Source organism: Sphingopyxis sp. JAI108 (assembly GCF_013410105.1).
In the GTDB taxonomy this organism is placed as follows: Bacteria; Pseudomonadota; Alphaproteobacteria; order Sphingomonadales; family Sphingomonadaceae; genus Sphingopyxis; species Sphingopyxis chilensis.
Genome location: NZ_JACCCJ010000003.1, coordinates 49,009 through 68,246 on the forward strand (window position 1 = coordinate 49,009; position 19,238 = coordinate 68,246).

At 65.3% G+C, this 19,238-nt stretch carries 14 protein-coding genes and 1 riboswitch; of the genes, 3 read left to right on the forward strand and 11 right to left on the reverse strand.

Features of this window, described 5'->3' with window-relative positions; genetic code table 11:
- Positions 1–9: 9 nt before the first annotated feature.
- A complete protein-coding gene (locus tag HDC29_RS14920; protein ID WP_179499030.1) occupies positions 10–1,056 on the reverse strand; it encodes a glycosyl hydrolase family 18 protein in 1,047 nt (348 codons plus the stop codon).
- A 100-nt stretch (positions 1,057–1,156) separates the two neighbouring features.
- Between HDC29_RS14920 and HDC29_RS14925 the strand changes: the two genes are divergently transcribed.
- Positions 1,157–3,709 carry a family 20 glycosylhydrolase gene (locus HDC29_RS14925; RefSeq protein ID WP_257018314.1) on the forward strand — a complete coding sequence of 851 codons (2,553 nt, stop codon included), beginning with the start codon at positions 1,157–1,159 and terminating at the stop codon, positions 3,707–3,709.
- 16 nt (positions 3,710–3,725) lie between these two features.
- Complete coding sequence (locus tag HDC29_RS14930) at positions 3,726–4,739, forward strand: cupin-like domain-containing protein (protein ID WP_326914521.1); 1,014 nt, start codon at positions 3,726–3,728, stop codon at positions 4,737–4,739.
- Here HDC29_RS14930 and HDC29_RS14935 read toward each other — a convergent pair.
- The 10 genes from HDC29_RS14935 to HDC29_RS14980 all read right to left on the reverse strand — a co-directional run bounded on the left by HDC29_RS14935 (position 4,736) and on the right by HDC29_RS14980 (position 16,812).
- On the reverse strand, positions 4,736–5,512 hold the full coding sequence (locus HDC29_RS14935; protein ID WP_179499034.1) for an ABC transporter ATP-binding protein: 777 nt from the start codon (positions 5,510–5,512) through the stop codon (positions 4,736–4,738). The two genes, HDC29_RS14930 and HDC29_RS14935, sit on opposite strands and share 4 nt — an antisense overlap.
- A complete protein-coding gene (locus HDC29_RS14940) occupies positions 5,506–6,507 on the reverse strand; it encodes an iron ABC transporter permease (protein WP_179499036.1) in 1,002 nt (333 codons plus the stop codon). Before HDC29_RS14940 ends, HDC29_RS14935 begins: the two co-directional genes overlap by 7 nt.
- Positions 6,504–7,358 carry an ABC transporter substrate-binding protein gene (locus tag HDC29_RS14945; RefSeq protein WP_179499038.1) on the reverse strand — a complete coding sequence of 285 codons (855 nt, stop codon included), beginning with the start codon at positions 7,356–7,358 and terminating at the stop codon, positions 6,504–6,506. Before HDC29_RS14945 ends, HDC29_RS14940 begins: the two co-directional genes overlap by 4 nt.
- Positions 7,358–7,966 carry a cob(I)yrinic acid a,c-diamide adenosyltransferase gene (cobO, locus tag HDC29_RS14950; protein WP_179499040.1) on the reverse strand — a complete coding sequence of 203 codons (609 nt, stop codon included), beginning with the start codon at positions 7,964–7,966 and terminating at the stop codon, positions 7,358–7,360. The genes HDC29_RS14945 and cobO overlap by 1 nt, the downstream gene beginning before the upstream one ends.
- The gene (locus HDC29_RS14955; RefSeq protein WP_179499042.1) at positions 7,966–9,810 is read right to left on the reverse strand and encodes a TonB-dependent siderophore receptor; all 1,845 of its coding nucleotides are present in this window, start codon (positions 9,808–9,810) and stop codon (positions 7,966–7,968) included. The genes cobO and HDC29_RS14955 overlap by 1 nt, the downstream gene beginning before the upstream one ends.
- 176 nt (positions 9,811–9,986) lie before the next feature.
- A riboswitch (cobalamin riboswitch) is annotated at positions 9,987–10,204 on the reverse strand.
- A gap of 54 nt (positions 10,205–10,258) precedes the next feature.
- Positions 10,259–11,419, reverse strand: coding sequence for an acetyl-CoA C-acyltransferase (locus HDC29_RS14960; RefSeq protein WP_257018315.1), 1,161 nt, complete (start codon positions 11,417–11,419; stop codon positions 10,259–10,261).
- Position 11,420: 1 nt separating this feature from the next.
- Positions 11,421–12,650 carry an acetyl-CoA acetyltransferase gene (locus HDC29_RS14965; RefSeq protein ID WP_179499046.1) on the reverse strand — a complete coding sequence of 410 codons (1,230 nt, stop codon included), beginning with the start codon at positions 12,648–12,650 and terminating at the stop codon, positions 11,421–11,423.
- A 1-nt stretch (position 12,651) separates the two neighbouring features.
- Positions 12,652–14,343 (reverse strand): class I adenylate-forming enzyme family protein, encoded by a 1,692-nt coding sequence (locus HDC29_RS14970; protein WP_179499048.1) that lies wholly within the window; start codon positions 14,341–14,343, stop codon positions 12,652–12,654.
- 1 nt (position 14,344) lies between these two features.
- Positions 14,345–15,841: a carotenoid oxygenase family protein gene (locus HDC29_RS14975; RefSeq protein WP_179499050.1), complete on the reverse strand. Its 1,497-nt coding sequence runs from the start codon at positions 15,839–15,841 to the stop codon at positions 14,345–14,347.
- Complete coding sequence (locus HDC29_RS14980; protein ID WP_179499052.1) at positions 15,838–16,812, reverse strand: nitronate monooxygenase family protein; 975 nt, start codon at positions 16,810–16,812, stop codon at positions 15,838–15,840. The genes HDC29_RS14975 and HDC29_RS14980 overlap by 4 nt, the downstream gene beginning before the upstream one ends.
- Before the next feature lie 109 nt (positions 16,813–16,921).
- On the opposite strand from HDC29_RS14980, the gene HDC29_RS14985 reads away from it, so the two are divergent.
- A complete protein-coding gene (locus HDC29_RS14985; RefSeq protein WP_257018316.1) occupies positions 16,922–19,210 on the forward strand; it encodes a TonB-dependent receptor in 2,289 nt (762 codons plus the stop codon).
- Positions 19,211–19,238: the final 28 nt, after the last annotated feature.

The window sequence follows — 19,238 nt, forward strand, 5'->3', positions numbered from 1 at the left end:
TGTTGCGACTTATTCGCGCGAAAGCCCTTCTTTGATGGCGGTCGTCAGCGCGTGATCGGGCGTATCCTGCGACAATTCCCACACCATCACGCCGCCCGCCTTTTCGGCGGCGAGTCGCGATTTATTGGCGATCGCGGCGGGGCTGTTATAGCTGATATAGCGGCACCCGGCGCAAAGCTCGCCGATGACATCGGCTTTGGTCGCATTTATGCCATGTGCGGCGGCAAGGTCGCGATAGGACCAATTCGCCTTTTCGCCGCCGAATCCATAGCCGTAAAAAGGGACGCCGAGGACAAGGCGGTCCGGCGCGACGCCGCGCGCCAGCCACAGGTCGAGATCGCGCGCGGCCATCGCATAGCTGCTGTGCTCGGTTCCTGCTTGGCCCCAACTCGGCCCGATCGCGTCATAGGACATGATGTTGACAAGATCGAAATAGCGGATTGAGCCCACCGGGATCATCCCACCTTCGTAAGAAGCGGTCGCGCAGGTCAGCAGTTTGCCACGCGCCTTCATCGCTCCGGACAGCGCCGCGATAAACGGGGTATAGTCGCCGGCGCGGTCAATCTCGGTCAGCAGCTGTCCTTCGATGTCGATATCGATGCCGTCGAGTGCCAGCGTATCGGCCAGCTCGATCAGCGCTGCCACCGTCGCAGCGCGCCGCTCGGGCGCGAGCAAGACCTTCCAGTCCCCCGAACAGCTTGGAATCACGCCACCTGCGGTCGAGATCAGCACTTTCGCGCCGCTTGCCTGCAGCATCGCGACGGTCGCGCGCAGCGCCTCGACCGACAGGTTGGCGCCTTGTTCGTCGCTCATGCACGTCATCCGCCCGTCGCGAACGAAACGCCCCTCGGCATCGGGATTGGCGAAGGACAGGTTGAAGTGGGTGAAGGCGGACAGGTCGGATCGCGCGATCGACATCTCCAGCCCCTTGAACGCCGCGAGATAGCCAACCACAACGGGGCGCGGCTGCTTCGCGGCAGCGAAACCCGGTGACAATATCAATGTAAAACCAATCAGGATCGATGCAATGAAGCGAAAAGTCTCATTTGTCGTCATTTTGCCATTTTTCCTTTCAATTCTGTCGAATCTGAAAGGCGTTGACCCGCCCGCGACTGCATGACAAATTAGATACAAATTGTCGAGCGGGAGAAAAAGCATGCGGGCTGCGGGTTGGACGGCAATGGCGATGGCGGCACTCGCCGCGCCGCAGCTACTGGCGGCGGAAGCGCCGTCGCAGACATCGCTCGACCGCTTTGCCGACACGCTCGGCTACCAGCTCACCATGGTCGATAACGGCCCCGAATGCCCGGCCGGGATCGACGCCTGCTTCCTGTCGATAATCACGCTGACGCTGCCCGAGACGCTTCCCGCCGATCTGCCCGCAAAGGGGCTCTCGCTCTATTTCAGCTTCGTCAACCGGCTGCCGCTCGTCGAAAGCGACATCTTCACGCACCGGCTGGTCAACGGCGACGTCCAGCAACTCGTGCTCAAGCCCGGCGCCGCGCTGCGCCCCGGCGCGAAACATGAAATCAGGCTGTGGGGCGTCGGGTCGAACTTCTCGAAGGCGTTCGGCATGCCCAACGCCTATCTCGTTGCCGACGGGCTCAGGCCGCGCACGATCGCGGCGACCCGCGCGGTGATCGATCCCGGGACGGGTCTCGAAATCCTGCCCTTCGTTGCGCCGATGACCGACGAGGCAAAGCTCGCGACCAAGAGCGACGCCGACAAGACGCGCTGGCTGACCGCCGAGCGCACGTTCGATCTGCAGGCCGGGCGGCTCGCGCCCGAGGCGAAGGGGATCGTTATCCTGCCGAAGCCCGCAAAGGCCGTGCAGGGCAAGGGAACGGCCGTCGATCTCGGCCGCGGCGTCGCGCTGACGCTGAACGGTGTCGAGCGCGGCGCCGTCGCACCCGCGCTCGCCGCGCTGGGCGCCCCCGAAACCGGCGCATTGCCGCTGACGATCCGGGTCGACCCCGCAGCGGCGCCCAAGGTCGAGGGCTATATCCTTGATGCCAAAGCGTCGGGCATCGCAATCACCGCGCACGACGCCGCGGGCGCGAGCCACGCGCTGCGCTCGCTCGCGCAGCAGGCGGCGTTCGAAAAGGGCAAGCTGACACCGTTGCACGTCGAGGACGCGCCCGAATATGGCTTCCGCGGCCTGCACATCGATCTGGGCCGTAACTTCCACAGCCGCGACGAGATTTTGAAGCTCGTCGAGGCGATGGCGACGTACAAGCTCAACAAGCTCCACCTCCACCTCGCCGAAGACGAAGGCTGGCGCATCGAAATCCCCGCGCTCCCCGAACTCGCCGAGATTGGTTCGAAGCGCTGCCATGATCCCGAAGAAAAGACCTGTCTCCTGCCGCAACTCGGAGCCGGACCCGACGGGACCGGCAGCGTCAACGGCTACCTCTCCACCGCCGACTATGTCGCGATCGTGCAGGCTGCGGCGGCGCGGCAGATCGAGGTGATCCCGTCGATCGACATGCCCGGCCACAGTCGCGCGGCGATCAAGGCCATGGAACTGCGCCATGCCCGGCTGAACGCGGCGGGCAAGACGGCCGAAGCCGCGGAATATCGGCTGATCGACCAGGCCGACACGACCGAATATCGCAGCATCCAGAATTATAACGACAATACGCTGAACGTCTGCCTGCCTGCGACCTATCGTTTCGTCGATACCGTCGTCGACGCGCTCGCCGCGATGCACAGAGAGGCAGGGGCGCCGCTCAAGACCTTCCACCTCGGTGCCGACGAGACCGCGGGAGCCTGGGTGGGTTCGCCGGCGTGCAAAGCGATGATTGCGGAGAATGGCGGCGATGCCGGCAAGCTCACCCCGCGCTTCATCGAACGCGTGAGCGAAAGCCTCGCCGCCAAGGGTTTGAAAGCCGGCGGGTGGAGCGACGGCATGGGGCATACCGAAACCGCCGCAATGCCGCAGGCGGTCCAGACCAACATCTGGGGCGTGCTCCACACCGGTGCGATCCGCGAGGCGCATGATCAGCTGAACCGCGGCTGGGACGTTGTGCTGTCGATCCCCGACCTCGGCTATTTCGACATGCCCTATGCGCCGCATCCCGACGAGGGCGGTTATGATTGGGCCTCGCGCGGGGTCGATCCCTATCAGGTGTTCGGCTTCATGCCCGAAAACCTGCCCGCCAACGCCGCGACGATTCGCAGCATTTACGCCGAAGGCAAACCCATCGAGGACAAGCCCGTCCTCCAGCCCGGCCACCGCGTCGCGGGCCTTCAGGCACAACTCTGGAGCGAGACGATCCGCACCGACGCGCAGGTCGATTATATGCTCTTCCCCCGCTTGCTTGCGCTTGCCGAGCGCGCGTGGAGCCCTGCGCCCTGGACCCCGGCCTATCAGGCGGGCGCCAGCTATATATGGGCCGACCCGCGCGTCGATGCCGCCCGGCTCAAAGCCGGTTGGCAGGATTTCGCCGGACGCACCGCGGCGCAATTCCCGATGCTCGAAAAGATCGGTGTCGCCTATCGCGTTGCGCCGCCGGGCGCGCGCATCGCGAACGGCAGGCTCGAGGCGAACAGCATGTTCCCCGGTACGACAATCGAGTATCGGGTCGAAGGCGGCGCGTGGACGCGCTATGCCGGGCCCGTCGCGGTCGGCGGCGCAGTCGACCTCCGCAGTCGTTCCGCCGACGGCAAGCGCGCCAGCCGGACGGTGCGGGTCGAACCCGCCCGCTAGGGGCAGGGGAAACGAAGTGAGCGGGACGCTGGACGAAATCGCCGGTAGCGATCATGCCGCAATCGCGCGCGCCGTGGCGGCAGCCGAGCGCCCCGTCATCCTCCGCGGCATCGCCGCCGACTGGCCCGCCGTCGCCGCCGCGCGCGAAGGCGACGTGGCTATCGCGGCCTGGCTCGCCGCGCGCGACACCGGCAACCCGCTCACCGTGCTCGTCGGCCCGCCCGAAGCCGGCGGGCGCTATTTCTATTCGGACGACATGCGCGGGGTGAATTTTCGCAGCGAGAAAATGCCGATGGCCATGCTCGTCGAGCAGCTGCTCGTGCTGCGCGAGACCGCCGACGCGCCGAGCCTCTACGCCGGGTCGACCCCGACGCCCGAGAGCGTCGCGAGCTTTGCCGCCGAAAACCCGCTGCCCGTCGACACCGGCGTCGATCCCCGCATCTGGGTCGGCAACGCTAGCCGCATCGCTCCGCATTACGACATGGCTGCGAACATCGCGGTCGTCGTCGCGGGACAGCGGTGCTTCACGCTGTTCCCGCCCGAGCAGATCGCGAACCTCTATGTCGGTCCGGTCGAACGCACGATCGCGGGCCAGCCGACGAGCATGGTCGACCCAGACCATCCCGATCATGCGCGTTACCCGCTTTATGCCAGGGCCGAGCGCTACAAGCTCGTCGCCGACCTTTTGCCCGGCGACGCCATCTATATGCCGCCGATGTGGTGGCACCATGTGCGCAGCGACGGCGCGCTCAATGTGCTCGTCAATTATTGGTTCGGCAAGCGGCAGGACCGTTTCCCGTTCGCCGCGCTGATGCTTGCGATGCACTCGATCCGCGAACTCCCCGATACCGAGCGCGCCGCCTGGAAAAGCTGGTTCGACCATTATGTCTTCGGCGAAGGCGCGACGCATGCGGTCGATCACCTGCCGCCGCACGCGCAGGGCGTGCTCGGCCCGCCGTCGCCGCAGCGCGACCGGATGATTATCGACTATGTCGTCGGCATGTGTCGCAGCGGCGGGAGCACTGCCTAACCCCCGGCACGGCCGAGGACGGTAATCGTCGGCCATTCGCCGCCCGTCTCGACCGCCGCGTCAATCCCGTACACCGCGCGCAGCCGCGCGGCGGTCAGTACCTCGGCGGGCGCGCCGTCGGCGACGATCCGCCCGCTGTCGATCAGCAGTAGCCGGTCGCAATAGCGTGCGGCGAGCGTAAGGTCGTGGAGCACCGCGATCACCAGCCCGCCGCCTGTCGCCTCGGTGTGAAGCATATCCATGACATCGATCTGGTGACGGGGGTCAAGGCTCGCGAGCGGTTCGTCGGCGATCAGCGCGGGCGCCTCGACCGCCAGCGCGCGCGCGAAGAGCACCCGAGCGCGCTCGCCGCCCGACAGCTCGGTCGCGATCCGGTCGCGCAGGTCCAGCACGTCGGCGCGCGCCATGGCGCGCTCGATCGCGGCGTTGTCGGCGTCGGCAATCCGCGACATCGGCGCAAGGTGGGGCAGGCGCCCCAGCCCGACGAGCCGTTCGACCGTAAGCGGCCAGTGGAGCGTCTGGCCCTGCGGCACATAAGCGACGCGCCGGGCGAGGTCGGCACGCGGCATCGCCGCGACATCGGCGCCATCGACTTCGACCGTTCCGCTCGCGGGCACCAGCGCGAGCATCGCGCGCGCAAGCGTCGACTTGCCCGCGCCATTGGGGCCGACGATCCCGGTCAGCGTCCCCACGCCAAACGCCGCGCTGACACCGTGCACCACCGCGCGCCGGCCGAGCGTGACGCCGACGTCCTTCAGCGTGATGGTCACCATAGCCGGCGCTCCCGCATCAGGTGGACAAGGAAGACCGGCACCCCGAGGAACGCCGTGACGACGCCGAGCTTCAGCTCGTTCGTCGTCGGGATTATCCTCACGCCCAGGTCGGCGAGCGTCAGCAACGCCGCGCCGCCGATGGCAGAAGGTAGCAGGATCGCCGACGGGCTGCGGTCGGTCAGCGGCCGGATCAGGTGCGGCACGATCAGCCCGACAAAACCGATCGCGCCCGTCACGGCGACCGCGCCGCCAACCCCGATCGCGGTGCCGATCAGCAGCCGCAGCCTCGTTTTCTGAAGGTCGGTGCCCAATGCCTGCGCCGCATCCTCGCCGAGCGTCAGCGCGTCGAGAGCGCGGCCGTTCCACAGCAGCATCGCCGCGCCGATCGCGATGCACGGCAGTGCGATCCAAACATGATCGAACGACCGGTTCTCGAGGCTGCCGAGCAGCCAGGTCATGATCTCCATCGCCGCAAAGGGATTGGGCGACAGGTTGAGCGCAAGGCTGGTTCCCGCAACCGCCAGCGTCCCGACCGCGATCCCCGCCAGGATCAAGGTCAGCGGGCTCTCGGCCTTGCCCGCCAGCACGAACAACAAAGCGAGCGACACGAGCGCGCCTCCGGTCGCGAGCAGCGGCAATATGATCGGATGGATTTCGGCCAGCCCGAAATAGATCGCCGCGACGCCGCCGAGCGCCGCCGCGTTCGACGTGCCGAGCACCGACGGTTCGGCGAGCGGATTGCGCAGATAACCTTGCAGCGCCGCCCCTGCGAGCCCGAGCATCGCGCCGACCGCGAGCGCCAGCACGGTGCGCGGCAGGCGCAGGTCGAACAATATGATCGACGCCACCTTGTCGCCGCTGCCCGTCGCGGCGGCGAACAGCCGGGCGACCGACAGGTCGACCGCGCCGAACAGCAAAGATGCGACCGCGGCGACCAAGGCCAGCGCCGCCAGCGCCGCGATCAGCGACCAGCGTGGCGGGGCGAAGCGGCTCATAACCGGCCCCCGTCGAGGCGCACGATCTGCGCCGCCATGCTGCGCGCGGCTTGCGTGTATGCAGGGCTGCCGCACACCGTCCACGCCTGCGGCATGCTGATGCGCGGAATATCCTTCAATGCCGGATGGTGCAGCATTTCGCTCCCCTGATCGGTCACCTTGTCGGTCGCGCTTTCGACGATCAGATAATCGGGCTGTGCCGCGACCATCTCCTCGATGCTCAGTTGCGACAGCGGCGGCTTGCCGAGCTTGCCGGCAAGGTTGACCAGCCCGACGCGCATCATCAGCTCGTCGATCAGCGTGCCGGTGCCCGTCATATAGCCGCGGCGCTGATAATAAGCGGCGACGCGGCCGCGGCCCGGTTTGGGCAGGCCGGCCAGTTCGCCCTCCATCCGTGCGACCAGCGCATCGCCACGTTCGGGATGGCCGATAGCAACGGCGGTCTGGCGGATCGACGCATAGATTCCGCCAAGCGTGTTCGCGGTGTCGAGGTCGAGCAGCGGATAGGTCTGTTCGGGCAGCGCGCTGAGCGCCGCGCTGCGGCTCGCGGGCATGCCGACGATCAGATCGGGTTCGATCGCCAATATCTGCTCGGCCGAATTGCTGAGCTGCGGGATGCCCTGCGCCTTTGCTGCCTCGCCCGACATTTCGGCATCGGTGGCATTTTTCGTCAGCCCCGCGATCTGCCCCTTGTCGGCGAGTGCGAGGACGAGCTGGTCGGCGCACAGGTTGATCGAAACGATGCGCTGCGGAACTCGGGGCGCTTTGGCGCGCGGCGCAGGGGAGGCCGCCCAAAGCAGCCCTGCGGCGCCGAGCAGCGCCGCTGCCGCCGCAAGACCGAGTCGCCGCATCAGAACTCGATTCCCTTCTGCGCCTTTACATTCTGTTCGCGAAACGGATGCTTCACCTGCACCATCTCCGTCACCAGGTCGGCCGCGTCGATCAGCGCTTCGGGCGCGTTGCGTCCCGTGATAACCACATGCGTCATATGCGGCTTCGCGGCGAGCGCATCGAGCACTTCACCCACCGGCAGATAATCGTAACGCAGCACGATGTTGAGCTCGTCGGCGATCACCATCGCATAGCTCGGCTCGGCGATCATGCGCTTCACTTCCTCCCAAGCCTCGCGTGCCACCGCGATATCACGCGTCCGGTCCTGCGTGTCCCAAGTGAAGCCTTCGCCCATCGGCTTGAACTCGATCAGATCGGGAAAGCGGTCGAACACCGCTTTCTCGCCGGTCGCCATCGCGCCCTTCACGAACTGCACGACACCGACTTTCATGTCGTGACCGATCGCGCGGACGGCCATGCCGAGTGCGGCAGAGGTCTTCCCCTTGCCGGGGCCGGTGTGGACGATCACCAGCCCCTTTTCGACCGTCTTCGCCGCGACCTTCTTGTTCTGCGCGGCCTGGATCTTCTTCATCTTCGCCGCATGTTCGGCGTCGGTGCGCGTCTTCATCAGAAGCGCGCCCGCACGCCGCCATAGGCGGCGCGGCCATAAGTGCCGTAATTGAAGGCGGTCGCATAATCGGCGTCGAACAGATTATCGACGCGGCCGTAAATCTCTAAATTCGGCCCGACCGGGACGGAGGCGCGGATGCCCGCCAGCGCATAGCCATCGAGCGGCACCGCATTCGCCGCATCGTCGAAGCTGTCGCCGACCATGGTCAGCGTCGCGCCGGTCGACAGGCCGAACGACCAATCATAATCGGCCGACAGGCTGACCGCATGTTCGGCGCGGCGCGGCAGGCGCTTGCCGTCGAACACCGCGCGTCCCGAGCGGTCGCGCGCATCGATATAGCTGTATGATGCGGTGACGTTCAGCGCGTCGACCGGCCTCAGCGCCAGCGTCGCCTCGACGCCCTTCGCGCGCGTGCGGTCGATATTGCCATAGGTGAAGGCCGTATTGTCATAATTGATCTGGTCGTTGGTGTTGCGCAGGAACGCGGTGAGCGAGACCAGCGCACGCCCGTCCGCGAGGCTCTGGTCGATCCCGACATCATAGCTTTTCGACCGTTCGGGGCGCAGCGCCGCATTGCCGCTGAAAGCGTCGTACAGTTGGTAAAGCGACGGCGCCTTGAATCCCTCGCCATAGCTTGCGCGCACATTGGTTGCGCCATCATTCGGCGAATAATTGGCGTTGGCGCCGAATGTCGTCGCGCCGCCGAACTGGCTGTGATCGTCATGACGGACCCCGCCCGTCACCGACAGTCCGGCGAACGGTTGGACGATGCCGAGCGCATAAACGCTGTCGATGTTCGCGCGCTGGCTGTCGGTCGATCCAAAGCCGAAGAAATCATAATCGGGGCGCTCATGCTCGTAACCGAAGATCAGCCTGGCCTGTTCGACGGGCGTCACCACGCCCTGATATTCGAAGCGCAAATTGGTGCCCGAATAGCCATAGTCGGGCGCAGTGCCGCGCACGAAATAATAATCGCGGTCGTTGCGCAGCCAGGTCACCGCGGCGCGGCTGGTGAAACGGCCGTCGAAGAGGCCGAGGTTTAGCCCCGCATAGCCGACATATTGGTCGAGCTTCGCGACGTCGGCGCTGTCCGCCGGCGCGCCGAAGAAGCTGTCATAATCGAGGTCGGCGTTGATATAATAGCCGCGCAGGTCGAGGCTCAGCGCGTCGCTGAACGCGACCTTCAACCGCGCGTTGCCGGCGAAATTCTTGTAACTGTCCTTCTCGGTGCCGACCGCCGCCGACGAAATGCCGTCGGTGCGGAAATAGGCGCCGCCGATGCCGCCCGAGATGCGTCCGGCGGTGCCCGACACATCGGCCTTGCCGGTGAAGCTGTCGCTATAACCATATTCGGCCGATCCCTTGGCGGCAAAGCCTTTAGCCGGGGTCGCGGTCGTCAGGCTGACGACGCCGCCGATCGCCTGGCTGCCGTGCACGACCGAGTTCGACCCGCGCAGCACTTCGATCCGGTCGATATTGCCGGTCAGCAGGTGCCCGAAATCATATCCGTCGCCGATGCCGCTCGGGTCGTTGACCTTGACGCCGTCGATCAGCACCAGCGTCTGCGTCGTTTCCGCGCCGCGCAGAGATATGCTCGCCACCGATCCCATGCTGCCCGTCCGGCTGAACCGCACCCCCGGGGTCGTGGCGAGCAGGTCGACGACGTCGACCGACTGACGCGTCTCGATCGTATCGGCGTCGATGATGGTAATCGCTTGCCCCGCCTCGTCGCGGGGCTGTTCGATGCCCGACGCGGTGACGACGATATCGTCGCCGGTCTGCGCGAAAGCGGGCGTCGCCGCCGTCAGTGCGATCAAGGATAGGGTCGTGGATTTCAACATGGGAGGCCCCCGCACGCCGGCAACGAAGGCGGAGCCTGCCGAAACGCGAGCGCGATCGACCGATGCTGGCGTCGCAAGTGGCGTAAAGGCCTGCAACCCCGGCACCGAAGCGGCCCCAGCCGCTTGGTCGTCGCTCGACGGAATCCTCCGTGCCGTGGCCTTTCCCTGGGCCTTGGCATTGAGCGACCCACGCCGGCAGGTCTCCTGGCTCGCGGGTCAGGGCTTGATGCACGCCTTCCCAGGTTTCCCCAGTGGCTGATCCGCAATTCCGGACCAGTGCATCTCGCTCGCCGCTTACAGTTGCAGGGACAGCCTCGGTTTCGGCGCGCCTTCCGACACGCCTACCGCGTTCCCATTTTAAGCCCTCTCGGGCACCGGCGCGATCATATGCGGAGCAAGCCCCGCACGCGCCGCCCATAGCGGAACGGCAGTTTTGCGCAATCGGGATTTACAGTCGTTCGACGACCATCGCCGCGCCGACCCCCATCGCGCCGGTCAGCACGACCAGGCCGTATTGGCCGCGGCAGGTGTCGAGCGCATCGAGCAGGGTCGAGGTCAGGATCGCGCCGCTTGCCCCCATCGGGTGCCCCTTGGCGAGGTGCCCGCCGCTGACATTGACGCGCGCGGGATCGGCTTCGCGGTCGCGCAGGAATTTGGCGATAGTGACGGCAAAGGCCTCCATGAACTCGATCCGGTCGATGTCGTCCAGGGTCAGCCCGGCGCGCGCCAGCACCTTGTCCATCGCCGCGAAGCCCGCGGTCAGCGACGCAGCCGGATCTCCGCCGCTCTCGGCAAAAGCGATCGCGCGCGCGCGTGGGGCAGGGCCAAGACCTGCGCCGCCGACCAGCGCGAGCCCGGCGCCATCGCAGATCGGCGGGGCGTGCGCTATGCTGTGGAGCGGCTCGAACCTCGCGCCTTCGAGTGCGCCGGCATATTGCTGCTGCAATTCGCCGAACGCGGGCGGCGCGGCGGCGAGTGATTCCGCGGTGGTTTGCGGACGAATACACTCCTCGCCGACCAGCGGGCCTGTTGTGATCCGCGATTTTTGAAGCGTGGCGTTGTTTTCGGCGGTGCCCGCCTTTCGTTGCGAAGCGAGAGCCACAGCATCGAGTTCGGCGCGGCTGATGCCCTCGGCATTGGCAAGGCGATCGGCCGCGAGAACAGGCGGGACGAAGCGCGCGCGGGGCGGAAGTTCGTCGTTGGTATAGAAACCCGCGCAATCGCCGAGAAAAGGCGCGCCGCTCATCGATTCGACACCCCCGGCCAGCACGTGCGTCGCTTCGCCGCTTGCGACCTTCGCGACCGCCTGACCGATCGCCGACAGCCCCGACGCGCAATAATTGTTGATGCTGTGCGCCGCCACCGTGTCGGGCAGGCCCGCATGCAGCTTCGACACCAGGGCGATATGCCCGCCCTGCGCGCCGGTCTGCGTGACGCAGCCGAGGATCAGCGCATCGGGTGTCGCCGCGATGTCGCCACAACGCACCGCGAGCGCCGCCGCCTGCTGGCGCACCAACTCCTGCGGGCTCAGTCCGGCAAGCCCTCCATCGGGCCGCGCCTTGCCGCGCGGCGTCCGCACGGCATCGTATAGAAAGACGGGGTGCGGCAAATCAGGTGCCGACGACGAAACTGACAGCTGTGGTCGCGCTGCCCCCGACGTTGAAGGTCGCGAAGTTGCGTGCCCCCTCGACCTGGTAATCGCCCGCATTGCCGGTGACTTGCCGCCAGCTGTCGAGCAGCATCCTGACCCCCGTCGCGCCGACCGGATGGCCAAGGCCGATCAGCCCGCCCGACGGATTGACCGGCAATTTTCCGCCCAAGGCAATCGTTCCATCCTCGACCGCGCGCCAGCTTTCGCCGGGCGGAGTGATGCCGAAATGGTCGATCGCCATATATTCGGTGATCGAGAAGCAATCATGCACCTCGACACCGTCGCACGCGTAAATATCGGGCATCTCGGCGCGGCGCAGCGCGTCCATCATCGCCTTGCGCACGCTTGGGAAGACATAATCGCCGCCGCGGCTGTCTTGAACTTTGGTAGAATAGAGCAGGGGGGCGGTGGCATGTCCCCAGCCTTTGATCCGCGGGATCGAGTCGATCGAAATGCCGCGCCGCTTGGCATAGGCCTCGGCCACCTCGCCCGAGGCAAGGAAGATGGCGGCTGCGCCGTCGGTGACCTGCCCGCAATCGGACTTGCGAAGCGAGCCTTCGATCAGCGGGTTGACCTCGTCATTCTCGCCGAGATGATCGTCGGTCACCGCCCAGTCGCGCGTTTGCGAGTTCGGGTTCTTCTTCGCATTCGCGAAATTGTTCGCCGAAATCCCGCGCAGATGCGCGCGGTCGAGCCCGAAGCGTTCGTCATATTCCTCGGCGACGCGCGCGAACATCCACGGCCAGAGATAACGCGCTTCCTGCGCCTCGCGCTCGGCCCAGGCGGCGGCGCCGAGATATTCGGCGGCGCGCTGGCCGGGGACGTTGCGCATCAGCTCGATGCCGAGCACCAGCGCCAGCCCGTAACGCTCGGCCTCGATTTCGGCCGCGGCGGCGAGGATCGCGATGCTGCCCGACGCGCAGGCGGCTTCATGACGCGACGCCGGAACGCCCGCGAGGTCGGGGTGCACATGGCCGAAGAAACCGCCGAGCTGACCTTGCCCCGCGAACAATTCGCCGACGAAATTGCCGACATGCGCGGTTTCGACCTCTCTGGGCTCGATCCCGGTAGCGACGAACGCTGCTTCGGCGACGTCGCGGAACAGTTCGAACAGCCCGCCGCCCTCGCGTTCCATGTTGCGCGCAAAATCGCTCTGCGCGCCGCCGAGGATGAAGACGTCCTTCGCCATGTCAGGCTTCCTTTTCGAGAGTGGAGAGCGCCTGTTCGCGCACTTCGCTACGCATCACCTTGTTGGTGACGTTGCGCGGCAAGGCGTCGACGCGGAACAATCGCTCGGGCAGCTTGAACACCGCGAGGTCGTGGCCGCGCAGATAGTCGGCGACCTCGGGCAAGCCGACGTCGTCATCGCCGCGCGGGACATAGGCGAGACCGATGCGCTCGCCCATCGTCGGGTCGGGGAGCGAGAAGACGCAGGCTTCGGCCAGCAACGGATGGCCGCCGAGCAGCTGGTCGATCTCCTCGGGCGAAATGTTGACGCCGCCGCGGATGATGAGGTCCTTGCAGCGGCCGACGAAGCGGTAGAAGTCGCCGTTCTCGGCAATTTCGAACAGGTCGCCGGTGCGGAACCAGCCGTCGTCGGTGAAGGCTTCGGCGGTGCGCTCGGGGGCGTTGTGATAGCCCTCGAACAGCGTCGGTCCGCGGATCTGGAGTTCGCCCGACACGCCGTCGGCCTCGATCGGATCGCCGCCGCTGGGCGGCACCAGCCGGCTTTCGATGTTCGGCGCGCGGCCTTCGCCATAGGGGCGCTGATAGGTTCCGCGGCGCGGGAAGAGGCTCGCGCGCTTGCCGGGATCGGGCATGTCGCCTTCGCCGGTGATGAAGCTCATCCCCTCGTTCGACCCGAACACGTTGACGATGATGATGCCGAGCTTTTCCTGGAAACCGCGCACCATCGCGGGCGCGAGCGGCGCCGAGCCCGAGGCGATCACACGCAGGCTGGAGAGGTCGACCGACGCGAGCAATGCTTCGTTCTGGAGCAGCATGTTGAGCACTGCGGGCGGCGCGATCGTCAGGCTCGGCCGCTCGGTGGCGATCTGCTTGAGGTAGATGCCGGGATCGAAGGGATGGTGAAGGACCATCGTCCCCGCGCTGGTCAACCAGCACATGGTGATGCCGCCGATGCTCGCCATGTTGATGAGCGGGAAGGGGTTGAGCAGCACATCGCCCGGCCCGACCTTCAACGCCTCATATCCCGCGGCCGCGACCGCGATCCAGTGGTTGTGGCTGCGCGGCACGCCCTTGGGAACGCCGGTGGTGCCCGAGGTCCAGCAGATGGTGAAGATATCGTCGGCATCGACCGGGTTCGACGCGACATGCGCGACGAGCGCGTCCGGGTCGCCCCCGACGGTCGAAAGGTCGAGCGCGCCCGCGGGCGGGTTGGGGCCAAAGGTCATCAGCGCGATGCCGTCAAGCAGCGGTGCCGCAACCCCGACATGATCGCAGCCCTTGACCTGAGTTGCGCAGACGAAGGCTTTGGGCCCAACGACGCCGATCATGCCCTTCAGTTCATGGCTGCGATATTGCACCGCCGCCGGGCTGACGACCGCGCCGATCTTCGCCGCGGCGAAATAGAGCGCGACGAACTCGCTGATGTTTGGCAGCTGGACCAGCAGCACATCGTCCTTGCCGATCCCCGCGGCGACGAGCGCGCCCGCGAGCCGATCGATCTCGGCGGCCAGCTCGGCGTAGATCAGCCGCTGCGGTTCGCCGAAAGCGAAGTCGCCGCGGTTGGGCGCATCGACCAGCGCCAGCCGGTCGGGATGCGCCACCGCATTGGCGAAATACAGGTCGGCGAACGTCTTGTCGCCCCACCAGCCGCTTGCGCGGTGTTGTTGTCGCTTGTCCTCTCCCGCAACGATCATCTCAGGCGGCCAACACGCTGTTTTCGCCCATGCCGATGTCGTCGCCGGACGCCCAGACGGTGTGTGTGCCCGAACAGATGCGTTCGGGCAGGATGATCCGGCACACCGGCCCCGCCGTGATATTTTTCGCGTCGATCAGCACGCATTCGGATGTGTCGGTTTCGAGGTCCGCAATGAACGACACGAGGTAACCGTCATCCTCGTCCTTCGCATCGATGCGCGGCGCGAAAGGCGCCTCGCTACCGAAGCGGCCGGGGCCGAATTCATATTCTTCGCTCGTGCGCGCGTTCAGGTCGTGCTTGACGAGGCCGCGGAACAGGAACCAGCCCGGCTCGGGGATCGCGCTATAGGCGTAGCGATACGGTTTGCCCGCATAGCGGTGGTTGAACATGCCGAATTCGAGATCGCGGTCGTCGAGCCGCTCTTCGACCGTCGCGCCAGTCTTGAGGTTGAAGCGCCAGCGATGGAGACGCGGCTTCAACAATCCCTGATCCAAATAGGCCATCATCCGCTCCAAGCCCTCCGGCGCATTGGGATAGGATTTCGGCATCGGCTCTTCCTGATAATAGCCGTCGAGGATGATCTCGTCGCCTTCCTCCCATGCGTTCAGCCAGTGGAGCGTGTAGGTCGGCTCGGCCTCGAACCAGCGAATGTCTTCGGGCTGGCCGTGGCGCGGGATGATCGCGAAGCGCGTCTTCTGATCGGGGTGGAACTGGACGACATGCAGCCGCTTTTCGAGCAGTTCCTCGTTCCAATAGAGCGGCATGTCGTTGAGGATCGTATAGTTTTCGGTGAACGCCATATCGTGCGGCAGCCGCGGTCCGGGCAGCGGCACCGGGATATAATGCTTCAGCTTATTGTCCGCGCCTACAACGCCATAGTGCATGTAAGGCGCGTGCTTCGAGTAATTGAAGAACATCAATTCTCCGGTCGCGAGGTCGACCTTGCAGTGCGCCGAAATGCCGTCGAGCGGCACCCAGCTTTCGGTGCCGAACTGTTCGAGCGTGAAGGGGTCGAGCCGGTACGCCTCGCCGCACTGGTAGAAGGTCGAGATGATCTTGCCCGCGTGGATTGCGACATCGGTCGAACTCGAATCCTTCAGCCACTCCTGTGCCCCCCAACCATGGCGCGTCGACTTGTGCGGCGGCTCCATCAGTCCCGCCCACAGCGAACGGCCGGCTTCCTTCTCCGCCGCAAACCCCTTGGTGCGGACGAAGCGGCTGCGATAGCTCGCGCGACCGTCCTTGAACGAAATCGCGTGGATGAAACCGTCGCCGTCGAAGGGATGATAACGCCCGATCGGCTCGTGGATCTGGTTTTCGCCCGTGCGGACATAGACGCCGTCGATGTCGGTCGGGATATTGCCGATCACCTCGGCATCGCCGTTGGCGAAGATCGCGTTCCACTCATTGTAGGTCGGGCGCCACGCGCCCTTCATATAGGGATGGTCGTTCGGCTGGATCGTCGTCTGGATCGTGTCGACAAGCTGGGCGGTCATGCGATGACTCCTTCGGCGGGGACAAAGCGCGGGCGCGTTGCGGCCGCATCATATTCTTTCACGAGGCGATCGACGATGGTTGCGATGGGTTCGACGCCGCGCACCGCGCCGACGCCCTGGCCCGCGGACCAGACATTCTTCCACGCCTTCGCATCGTCCTGCGCGTCCGAGAAATTGGGGCGCTTGTCCTCGGGCATGTTTGCAGGGTCGTATCCGGCGGCGATCAGGCTCGATTTCAACCAGTTGGCGGTTACACCTGTGATACCTTTTGAAGGGACGATGTCTTCGGCGCCCGCGGCCACGATCATGTCCTTATAGCCGGCCGCCGCCATGCTCTCGGCGCAGGCGATCAGCGACGTGCCGAGATAGGCGAAGTCGGCGCCCAATATCTCGGCGGCGCGCACGGCATGACCTGTCGAAATCGCTCCGCCGAGCACCAGCGGACCGTCCCAGAACTGCCGCACCTCTTCGACAAAGGCGAAGCCCGCGGTCGCGCCGGTGTGCCCGCCCGCGCCCGCGGCGACGAGCACAAGGCCGTCGACCCCGGCTGCTGCTGCCTTGCGCGCAAAGCCGACCGAATTGACGTCGGCGAAGACCAGCCCACCATAGCTGTGGATTTCCTCGACCACCCGTGCCGGACTGCCGAGCGCGGTGATGACGAGCGGTACCTTGTTGCGCACGACGCAAGCGAGGTCTTCGGGCAAGCGGCTGTTCGACGGATGGACGACCAGGTTGACCGCCCACGATGCGGCGTGAGGATCGTTGGACAGCGCCGCATCGATCCGGCTGATCCAATCCTCCAGGTCGGCGGATGTCCGAGCATTGGGCGCAGGGAAGCTGCCGATCACGCCCGATCGTGAGGCGGCGATCACCATCTCGGGTCCCGAGACAAGGAACATCGGCGCGGCGATTGCGGGCAGTCGCAAACCCTGCGTCAGCGCCGGTGGAAGGCCGTTATTCGGCACTATCATGCTCTCCCAAATTATCTGACTTGCATAACGATACTTAAAGACGATAAGAGTCGCAAGACCAGAAAAGCATCGCGGGGCGAACCTGACGATGGTGGGAGGGAGAGAGATTATGAAGACCAGCTTTGCCGTGCTGTTCGCCGCGACCGCGCTCGCGACCCCCGGAATCGCCTTTGCGCAGGACGCGGCGCCCGCGGACGATCAGGGCGGGCTCGAGGAAATCATCGTTACCGCGCAAAAACGCGCCGAGGGTCTGTCGGATGTGCCGATCTCGATCTCGGCGGTCAGCGGCAAGCAGGTCGAAAATTACGGGCAGACCAACCTCGAACAGATTTCGTCGTCGGTCCCGAACCTCAAGATCACCCAGACCGCGATTGCCAACCGCATCGCGATCCGCGGCATCGCTTCGGGCGACAACAAGGGGTTCGAACAGTCGGTCGCGATGTTCGTCGACGGGGTTTACTACGGCCGCGACCAACTCTCGCGCCTGCCGCTCGTCGACATGGAGCGCGTCGAGGTACTGCGCGGGCCGCAGCCGACGCTGTTTGGGAAAAATGCCATCGCCGGCGCGGTGAACATCACGACGCGCAGCCCGACCGACGAATTCGAAGGCTCGGTCAGCGGCCTCTATGAATTCAACCACAAGGAATTTCAGCTTACCGGCGTACTGTCCGGCCCCTTGAGCGAAGGCGTCGAGGCGCGCGTCGTCGGCTATCACCGTTCGATGGACGGCTATTTCTATAACCAGAAGCTCGATCGCGACGAACCCAACGTCGATGAATATTATTTCCGCGGCAAGCTCGAATTCGACAAGGGTGGGCCGTTTGCGGCCGAACTCAAGCTCGAATATGCCGACTTTGAAATGAAAGGACAGCCACGCGACGTGTTCGGCGCCGTCGGCAACTACAACGCCGTCTTTCAGGGCCCCTTCTTCGTCAGCACCGATCCCGATTATGTCCGCGAGGACAATGGCTATGAAAGCCGCAACAAGGTGTTCGGCGCGACGCTCAATGCCGACCTCGAACTCGGCGAGCATACGCTGACCTCGGTCTCGTCGCTGCTCGATTACAAGACGCGCGAGATCGTCGACGTCGATTTTTCGGGCATCAGTTTCCTCGACGGCACCAATTTGCGCGAGGATTATCGCCAGTTCAGCCAGGAACTCCGCCTGACCTCACCGGGCGGCGAGGTGTTCAACTATATCGGCGGCGTCTATTATCAGCACGCGAAGCTCGATGTGCAGGACTTCACCCTCTTCAACCCGACTTTCCTCGCCTTGGGCGCCCCGTTCAGCGCGCTTGGCGACACCAGCAACGACCGCGATTATGCGCAGAAATCCGATTTGATCTCGGCCTTCGCGCAGGGCGAATTGTCGGTGACCGACCAGCTTCGCATCACTGCCGGCGCGCGGTTCAATCACGAGAAAAAAAGCGGCAGCCGCAGCCTCGCTATCGTGCAGGGGCCGCTCAGCACCGCGCCCGCGCCGGTCGTCGCGGCGGTGTTCCGCGCGCTCAATATCGAAGCGCACAGCATCGCGGGCAAGATCAGCGAGGACAGCTTCAACCCGATGGTCAACGTCCAGTATGACGCGACCGACGACCTGATGCTCTACGCCTCCTACGCCAAGGGCACAAAGGCGGGCGGCTTCGACATCCGGTCGAACTCGCTGCCGACCTCGACCACCGTCGCGAAGCCGGGGGCGTTCGAGTTCGCGGACGAAAGCGCCGACAATTTCGAGGCGGGCCTCAAATACAAGGGCCGCAATGTCGCGTTCAACCTGTCGGTCTATCGCACCGATTATAAGGATCTTCAGGTCAACATCTTCGACGGGACGCTGAACTTCAACGTTCGCAACGCCGCCGAAGCGCGAACCCAGGGCGTCGAGGCCGATTTCCGCGCGGCGCTGGCCCCCGGGCTGACCGTCAGCGGCGCGATCGCCTATCTCGACTTCAAATTCACCAACTTCACCGATGGCCAATGCTATTATCTGCAAGTGCCCGGCGCGAACGGTTTTTGCGATTATTCGGGCAAGCGCAACGCGCTCAGCCCCGAATGGTCGGGGAATTTGAACGTCGATTATACCACGCCCGTTACCAGCGGCATGAAGGTCGCGTTCAACGTCAACGCTGACTTCTCCTCCTCCTATATCGCCGCGGCGAACCTCGACCCTCGCACGCATCAGGACGGCTATGTAAAGCTCGGCGCGCGCCTTGCGCTGGCTGAGATCGACGATCGCTGGGAGGTCGCGGTCATCGGTCGCAACCTCACCAACCAGCGTATCCTGCAGACCGCGAGTTCGATGCCGCTCGCGACCACGATCACGGGCAATGCCGGCAACGCGTACAATGGTATCGTCGACCGCCCGCGCACGATCGCGGTGCAATTGACCGGCCGCTTTTGAGGGGGTGGGAGGGCGGCTCCGGCCGTCC

Bases quoted from the DNA above. Each gene is read 5' to 3' on its own strand.
- HDC29_RS14920 (WP_179499030.1), bottom strand. From the start codon at position 1,056: ATGACGACAAATGAGACTTTTCGCTTCATTGCATCGATCCTGATTGGT.
- HDC29_RS14925 (WP_257018314.1), top strand. From the start codon at position 1,157: ATGCGGGCTGCGGGTTGGACGGCAATGGCGATGGCGGCACTCGCCGCG.
- HDC29_RS14935 (WP_179499034.1), bottom strand. From the start codon at position 5,512: ATGGTGACCATCACGCTGAAGGACGTCGGCGTCACGCTCGGCCGGCGC.
- HDC29_RS14940 (WP_179499036.1), bottom strand. From the start codon at position 6,507: ATGAGCCGCTTCGCCCCGCCACGCTGGTCGCTGATCGCGGCGCTGGCG.
- HDC29_RS14945 (WP_179499038.1), bottom strand. From the start codon at position 7,358: ATGCGGCGACTCGGTCTTGCGGCGGCAGCGGCGCTGCTCGGCGCCGCA.
- cobO (WP_179499040.1), bottom strand. From the start codon at position 7,966: ATGAAGACGCGCACCGACGCCGAACATGCGGCGAAGATGAAGAAGATC.
- HDC29_RS14955 (WP_179499042.1), bottom strand. From the start codon at position 9,810: ATGTTGAAATCCACGACCCTATCCTTGATCGCACTGACGGCGGCGACG.
- HDC29_RS14965 (WP_179499046.1), bottom strand. From the start codon at position 12,650: ATGGCGAAGGACGTCTTCATCCTCGGCGGCGCGCAGAGCGATTTTGCG.
- HDC29_RS14970 (WP_179499048.1), bottom strand. From the start codon at position 14,343: ATGATCGTTGCGGGAGAGGACAAGCGACAACAACACCGCGCAAGCGGC.
- HDC29_RS14975 (WP_179499050.1), bottom strand. From the start codon at position 15,841: ATGACCGCCCAGCTTGTCGACACGATCCAGACGACGATCCAGCCGAAC.
- HDC29_RS14980 (WP_179499052.1), bottom strand. From the start codon at position 16,812: ATGATAGTGCCGAATAACGGCCTTCCACCGGCGCTGACGCAGGGTTTG.
- HDC29_RS14985 (WP_257018316.1), top strand. From the start codon at position 16,922: ATGAAGACCAGCTTTGCCGTGCTGTTCGCCGCGACCGCGCTCGCGACC.